At 59.0% G+C, this 478-nt stretch carries 1 pseudogene; it reads right to left on the bottom strand.

From position 1 onward, the window contains the following. Positions 1-478, bottom strand: a pseudogene (locus AB4Z27_RS29525) (hypothetical protein); the annotation flags it as partial.

Genomic DNA, 478 nt, shown 5'->3' with positions numbered 1-478 from the left:
CATTGATCCGCGTGACCTTGCGCTCGCGGTCTGCCACCACTTTCGCCAGTTTGTTCTCCCAGGTCTTGAACGCGAGCTTGCGCATGGGATCATTCGGGTCATAGCTCATGCCTGATACGACGGCTCTCATCACGTGATCTGGGAGCATGTCGACCTGTGTCAGATAGAAGTGCACCGAATTCAATACGCTGAGAATCGCCCAGTGAATGCGATTGGCACCGCGAAATCCGGCCCCCAGCCCGAGCGGGCCACCATAGTCGCCGATTTCCTTGAATGGCGTGCCGACGCCCGGAATGTAATGGGCGAAGATGCCCTCTTCCGGCTTGTCTACGCGAGCGTCATACAGGCGCGCGACATTGCTGTGCTTATTCGCCTCGGCCTGTGTGCAGCCAAGCCCGGGCTCCTTCCAATCCTTGTTGTTGCCCGTGCCATCGAAGAACAGACTGACAAACACCTGGCCCTGGCACTGCGCCGGGTC

This window comes from Cupriavidus sp. KB_39 (assembly GCF_052114485.1).
In the GTDB taxonomy this organism is placed as follows: domain Bacteria; phylum Pseudomonadota; class Gammaproteobacteria; order Burkholderiales; family Burkholderiaceae; genus Cupriavidus.
The sequence above is the reverse complement of the archived record's forward strand: the minus strand, read 5'-3'. Positions and strand labels throughout refer to the sequence as shown.